Source organism: Streptomyces sp. P5F9, from assembly GCF_057961495.1.
In genome coordinates this window covers 1-5,910 of sequence record NZ_JBXVPZ010000551.1, presented here as the reverse complement: position 1 = coordinate 5,910, position 5,910 = coordinate 1, and the positions used below count along the sequence as shown (strand labels likewise).

General features: G+C 71.2%; 7 protein-coding genes. 3 read left to right on the top strand and 4 right to left on the bottom strand.

All coding sequences use genetic code 11. The features are described 5' to 3' along the window. Nucleotides 1-141: 141 nt before the first annotated feature. From AC31A1_RS45290 to AC31A1_RS45280, 3 genes are read right to left on the bottom strand one after another with little or no spacing between them, the layout of a single operon-like run. A complete protein-coding gene (locus AC31A1_RS45290) occupies nucleotides 142-1,128 on the bottom strand; it encodes a 5-oxoprolinase subunit C family protein (RefSeq protein WP_489658910.1) in 987 nt (328 codons plus the stop codon). After that, nucleotides 1,121-1,930, bottom strand: a complete 810-nt coding sequence (locus AC31A1_RS45285; RefSeq protein ID WP_489658909.1) for a 5-oxoprolinase subunit B family protein — start codon at nucleotides 1,928-1,930, stop codon at nucleotides 1,121-1,123. The genes AC31A1_RS45290 and AC31A1_RS45285 overlap by 8 nt, the downstream gene beginning before the upstream one ends. Nucleotides 1,931-1,935: 5 nt before the next feature. Then, entirely contained in the window at nucleotides 1,936-2,715 is a 780-nt protein-coding gene (locus AC31A1_RS45280) for a LamB/YcsF family protein (RefSeq protein WP_489658908.1), read from the bottom strand. 285 nt (nucleotides 2,716-3,000) lie between these two features. Between AC31A1_RS45280 and nac the strand changes: the two genes are divergently transcribed. Then, a complete protein-coding gene (gene nac / locus AC31A1_RS45275; RefSeq protein ID WP_489658907.1) occupies nucleotides 3,001-3,915 on the top strand; it encodes a nitrogen assimilation transcriptional regulator NAC in 915 nt (304 codons plus the stop codon). 144 nt (nucleotides 3,916-4,059) lie between these two features. Continuing rightward, a complete protein-coding gene (locus AC31A1_RS45270) occupies nucleotides 4,060-5,052 on the top strand; it encodes a 2-hydroxyacid dehydrogenase (RefSeq protein WP_489658906.1) in 993 nt (330 codons plus the stop codon). A gap of 10 nt (nucleotides 5,053-5,062) precedes the next feature. Here AC31A1_RS45270 and AC31A1_RS45265 read toward each other — a convergent pair whose 3' ends face one another. Beyond that, nucleotides 5,063-5,578 carry an MmyB family transcriptional regulator gene (locus tag AC31A1_RS45265; protein ID WP_489658905.1) on the bottom strand — a complete coding sequence of 172 codons (516 nt, stop codon included), beginning with the start codon at nucleotides 5,576-5,578 and terminating at the stop codon, nucleotides 5,063-5,065. Between AC31A1_RS45265 and AC31A1_RS45260 the strand changes: the two genes are divergently transcribed. Then, nucleotides 5,495-5,782 (top strand): cysteine hydrolase family protein, encoded by a 288-nt coding sequence (locus AC31A1_RS45260; protein WP_489658911.1) that lies wholly within the window; start codon nucleotides 5,495-5,497, stop codon nucleotides 5,780-5,782. The two genes, AC31A1_RS45265 and AC31A1_RS45260, sit on opposite strands and share 84 nt — an antisense overlap. The last annotated feature ends 128 nt before the right edge of the window (nucleotides 5,783-5,910 follow it).

Here is a 5,910-nt window from a genome sequence, read left to right as displayed (position 1 = left end):
GAGCGGTTGTGGGTTTTGTGCGGGTCGGTGGGGGCTTGTCGCGCAGTTCCCCGCGCCCCTTCTTTAGCGGGCCTGTGTGAAGAGGTGCGGGGTGTCAGGCGCCGACCGGGATCGGGAGCCGGACGTAGCCGCTACTGGACGTCAGACCTCCGCAGGTGCGCGGATGCGTAGGGCCTCGAAAGCCGTACGGACCCTGGTTCTCAGGGCGTCTATCGCTTGGCGTTGGGCTCGGTGGGCCGTGATTGCCTGGTCGAGGGTGCGGTGGCGGAAGTTGAGGGTCTGGCCGGGGCGGACCTGGCCGAGGGCGGAGAGGCCGGTGGCGGTGACTACGGCTAGGACGGGGTAGCCGGCCGTGACTCCGCGGCCTCGGTGCAGGACGAGGAGTTCGTCGCCCGCGGGTACTTCGACGGCGCCAATGGGGACGCCGCGGGAGAGGACCTCGCCCTGGGTGACGCGGCGGGGCACCGTGCCCTGGAGGCGCAGGCCTATGTGGTTGCTTCGCGGGGTGACCGTGAAGGGGGCGTCGAACAGGCGCCGGCCCGTGTCGCCGAACTCGGCCCGGTCGGGGCCGTCGGTGACGTCGATGGTCCAGCTGGTGGGGAACGGGGGGACCGGTGCCTTCAGACGGAACAGCGGGATCCGGGAGAAGGGGTGGTCGATGGGCGGGCAGGCTGTGCGCAGGGTGAGTTCGTCGCCGCTGCTCAGCGTGGGGCCGAAGCCCAGGATCGTGTCGGGGGCGCAGCTGCCCTGGAGGTAGTCGGCCTCGAACGAGCCGAGTACGGCCAGGTAGACGCGGAGGCCTCGGTGGATGCCGGTGATCCTGATGGTTTCGCCGGCTCGGACCGGGACCGGTTCCCACTGGGGGCGTACGACTCCTTCGACGCTCAGCTCGGCGGGGGCGCCGGTCACCGCGATGAGGATGTCGCCGGAGGGGACGCACGCGAAGTCGAGGGCGGTGATCTCCAGCAGCGGGGCCCGGTCGTGGTTGCCGCACAGGACGTTGGCGACGCGCGCCGAGTGCTGGTCGGCGGCTCCGTTGGCGGGCAGGCCGTAGCGGGAGCGGCCGACGCGGCCGAGGTCCTGGACGGTGACGATGCCGGCGGTGCGGACGGTGAGGGTGTCAGTCATGGCGCACCACCGGGTCCGTACAGTCCGCGAGGCTCAAGTCGGCGTACTCGTCCCACTGTTGGGGCTCGATGGGACGGAAGCGGAAGGTGTCCCCGGGGCGGTACGCGGTGATCGGGTCGCTGTGGAGGTCGAGGACGCGTACCGGGGTGCGGCCCAGGAGCGGCCAGCCCCCGGGCGAGGGCATCGGGCAGATGACGGCCTGGCGTCCCGCGACGGCGACCGAGCCGGCGTCGACCCGGGTGCGGGGCGAGGCGAGGCGCGGTACCGGCTTCGGAAAGGGCGGGCCGTCCGTCATCGGTGCTCCGGCGGGGGCGCCGAGGCAGCGCACCGTCAGGTCGGAGCCGGCGTGCAGGGCGATGATCTCGCCCTCGGCCAGGCCGAGTTGGGCGGCGACCCCGGGGAGGTCGGGGCCGTACTCGCCGCCGTAGACGACGGGGACGACGAAGCGGCGCGGGGGCGTGGTCGGTGCGGGGTGCGGGCCGAGGCGAGACGCCTCGTGGGCCAGGACGCGGCGGACCGTGTCGTGGTCAGTGGCGGCGCAGTCGAACTCGACGAGCAGGGCGTCGTAGGTGGGCACCACGTCGTGGACGCCGGTGAGTCGGACGGCGTTCAGGGCGTCGGCGAGGGCGTGGACGAGCTGCCAGGCGGGTTCGGCGTCCAGGCCTACGGCCTTGGCTACCAGCGCGGAGTCGCCGCAGTCGGCGATGGTCACGTTGGCGTTGCCGTTGCCGTTGCCGTTGCCGCAAGTGCCGTTCGTAGTCGGCCCGTTCACGACCAGGTCGTCCGCGAGAACGCTGTCCATGTCCGTCACCCCTTGCCGCTCAGGACTTTGTCGAGCGAGGTGATCTCGACGCCGGCGGTGAGGAGTTGCTCGCGGATGCGGCCGGCGAGCGCGATGGCGCCGGGGCTGTCGCCGTGCAACAGGACGGTGTCGCAGGCGACTTGGACGTCCGCGCCGTCGACGCTGCGGGTGACGCCCTCGGTGACCATGCGCAGGGTGCGCCGGGCGACCTCGTCCGGGTCGTGGATGACGGCGCCGGGCTCGGAGCGGGGCACGAGCGTCCCGTCGGCGCGGTAGGCGCGGTCGGCGATGCCCACGATCCCCACGCGCAGGCCGCGGGCGCGGGCCGCGTCAGCCAGTTCGCCGTCCTGCGCGAGGACGATCAGTGACTCGTCGAACGCTGCTACGGCGTCCACTACGGCGCGGGCGTAGTCGGCGCGGACGGCGACCAGGTTGCCGAGGCGGCCGTGCGGGGCGACGTGGTGCACCCGGGTGCCGTGGGCGACGGCGAAGGCATGGAGGGCGCCGATCTGGTAGAGCACGTCCGTGCGGACCTCCTCCGGCGTGAGGTCCATCGCGCGCCGGCCGAAGCCCACCAGGTCGGGAAAGCTCGGGTGGGCGCCCACGGCGACCTGCTTCTCCACGCACGTCCGCACGGTGGCGTCCATGATGCGGGGATCACCGGCGTGGAATCCGCAGGCGACATTGGCGGACGTCAGCAACTCCAGAAGGGCCGCGTCGTCGCCCATTGTGTAGGCGCCGAATCCCTCGCCGAGATCGGCGACGAGATCAACCATGGGAGTCATGACGTCCTCCGGGAGGGAATGCGGAAGGAAGGAATTCCGGGAAGGGAAATTCCGATGGGGGAAGGAGATGCCATCACGTCTTCGTGAAACCGGGAGCGGGGGAATGGCCCGGTGTGGATGTTCCGCTCAACTTATTCGGCCGGTCCCGTGATCGCCAATATGCGTTCGGTCTGGCGTTATCGCGAACGGCTATGACTCCCCTCACAGCCTCCCCCCACCGGGGCTGTGCTTCGGGGTGGACGCTCCCTACGATGAGGCTTCGCTCCATCTGGAAGGCCCCGCGCAATGGACACCAGGCGTCTCTACTCGTTCATCAAGATCATCGACGCGGGGAGCATCACGCGCGCGGCCGACATCCTGCACATCGCCCAGCCGGCGCTGAGCCAGCAACTGTCCGCCCTGGAGGCACAGTTCGGGCAGCAGCTGCTGATCCGCAGCAAACGCGGGGTCGCCCCGACCGAGGCGGGCCGCGCCCTGTACCTGCACGCCCAGCTCATCCTCCGCCAGGTGGACCTCGCCCAGGCCGCCGTCGACGTCTCCGGCCGGGCCCCCGCCGGCAGCGTCTCGGTGGGCCTCGCCCCGTACAGCCTGGGCGCGGCCCTCGCGCTGCCCCTCCTGAAGACCGTCCGCGAGCGCTACCCGGACATCCTGCTGCACATCAACGAGAACTTCGGCGGCGTGATCAGCGAGGCGATCATGACGGGCCGCATGGACATGGCCTTCATCTACGGCGCCGGGCCGCTCCGGGGTGTCCAGTTCGAGCCCGTCCGCACCGAGGACCTCTACCTGATCGGCGCGCCCGGCGAGACGACGCCGTCGGGGAAGGGCGAGGTGCGGCTGGCGGAGCTCGCGAGCCTGCCCCTGCTGCTGCCCAGCCGGATCCACACGATCCGGCAGGTCGTGGACGCCGCCTTCCAGCAGGCCGCGCTCCGGCTGAACGTGGTGGGCGAGGTCGAGTCCGCGCTGACCCTCGTCAACGCCGTGGACGCGGGCATCGGCGCGACGGTCCTGCCGTGGTCGGCGGCCCGGGCCATCCTCGACGTCCGCGAGCTGTCCGTACGGCGGATCGTGGAGCCCGGGATCACGGTGAAACTGTCCGTGGTGACCTCGGACAATCAGCCGCTCTCGGAGCCCGCGCTGGCCGTGCACGATCTGTTCCTGGAGCTGATCGACACCGACAGGAACAAGGACGACCAATAAGGACGACCAATAGCGTCACACGAATCCGCTATTTGTTTCCGGTGACCGCCGCGGCTAGCGTTTTCCGAATAATCCGCCCGGCCGGTAATGCACGGCTGTACATGGCTGTACGTGGCTGTACGTGGCTCGTCACTGGAGAAGAACATGAAGAATCGTGTCCTCGCCACCCGTGAAAACCTGCCCGGCGAAGGCCTGCGACGCCTGTCCGAGAACGCGGAGTTGGTGGCCTGGCCCGGTGCCGCCAAGCCCGGACCCGCCGACCTCGCCGCGCTCGCCCCCGGCGTGAGCGGTGTGCTGGCCCTCGGCAACGACCCCGTGGACGCGGCCCTGATGGACGCGGCGGGCCCCTCCCTGCGCGTGATCGCGCTGGCCAGCATGGGCTTCGACAACGTCGACCGTGTCGCGGCCGCCGAGCGCGGCATCGTCGTCACGCACACGCCCCGCGTGCTCGCGGAGACCACCGCCGACCTCACCTTCGCGCTGATCCTCGCCGCCCGCCGCCGCCTCGGCGCGGCGTCCGCGAGCCTCGCGGACGGCTCCTGGGAACTGTTCCGGATGCACGACTACCTCGGCCTGGACGTCCACGGAGCCACCCTCGGCCTGGTCGGCTACGGCCAGATCGGCCGCACGGTCGCCCGCCGCGCCCACGGTTTCGGGATGCGCGTGATCCACCACGACCCGTACGCGCCCGACGACGACCTGTCGACCGCGGTGGGCCTGGCCACGCTGCTGGCCGACTCCGACGTCGTGTCGCTGCACGTGCCGCTCACCGACGAGACCCACCATCTGATCTCGGCCCGCGAACTGGCCACGATGAAGCCCACGGCCACGCTGGTCAGCACCTCGCGCGGCGGAGTCGTGGACGAAGAGGCCTTGTTGGACGCCGTCCGTGAGGGGCGGCTGCACTCCGCCGGGCTCGATGTCTTCGAACGGGAGCCGATGGGAACGGAGTTGTCCCCGCTCGTGGCCGAGCCGAACGTGATCACGCTGCCGCACATCGGGTCGGCGACCGAGGCGACCCGGGCCGCGATGGTCGACCTGGCGGTGGACAACATCCTGGACGTACTGGCCGAACGGCCCGCTCGTACGCCCCTTCCCGGCAGTTCGGCGGTGGCGGGCGCACCCGTCGGCAGCTGAACGCCCCAGTTCACCCCACCTGAGTGCTGCTGAGGCCCGCCCACTGCAACAGGAACCGCAGCGCGTCCTGCGAGGCCGAGTCCGGCGGGGCCGTGTACGCGACGGAGAACTGATCCGGGTGCGTGTCGACGGCGAACTGCTGGACGGCGAGGGTGAGTTCACCGGCGGCCGGATGCACGTACGCCTTGGTGAGTTGCCGCGGCCGCGGTCCCCGCACCTGATGTTCGGCCCACCACGTGCGGAAGTCCGGGTCGCGGGCGGCGAGTTCGGCGATCAGGGTGTCAAGTGCCCGGCCGTGCGGGGTGCGGCCCGCCTCCATGCGCAGCACGGCGACGCACTCGCGGGCGGCCCGGGGCCAATCGGCGTACAGCGCCCGGAAGCCGGTGTCCATGCACGTCGGCCGCGTTCCCCTGCGCGATGGTGCTGATCCGGCGCCGCGCAGATCGACGCGCGGATCACACCCGAGGACGGCGACATCGTCGTCCGCACGATCCGCTACGGCTCGGGCTCGACCACCGATCTCCACGAGCAGTTGAGCGACCGCGGCATCGACACCCTGGTCCTCGCCGGCATCAGCACCAGCGGCGTGGTCCTGTCCACCGTCATCGACGCGGCCAACCGCGACCACCGCGTCCTCGTCCTGTCCGACGGCGTCGCCGACCCCGACGCCGAGACCCACCGGGTGCTGGTCGAGAAGGTGTTCCTACGACAACTGCCGCGCTCCGCCTGACACAGAGCTCACGCCGGTGCCCCGGGCGGCGTCCCATGCGGCGTCCCGGGGAAGACCACGCGGAGTTTCCGCACCCGCCCGCCCTGGCGGAACATCAGCCAGGCCAGGGTGGGCGGGTGCGGAAACTC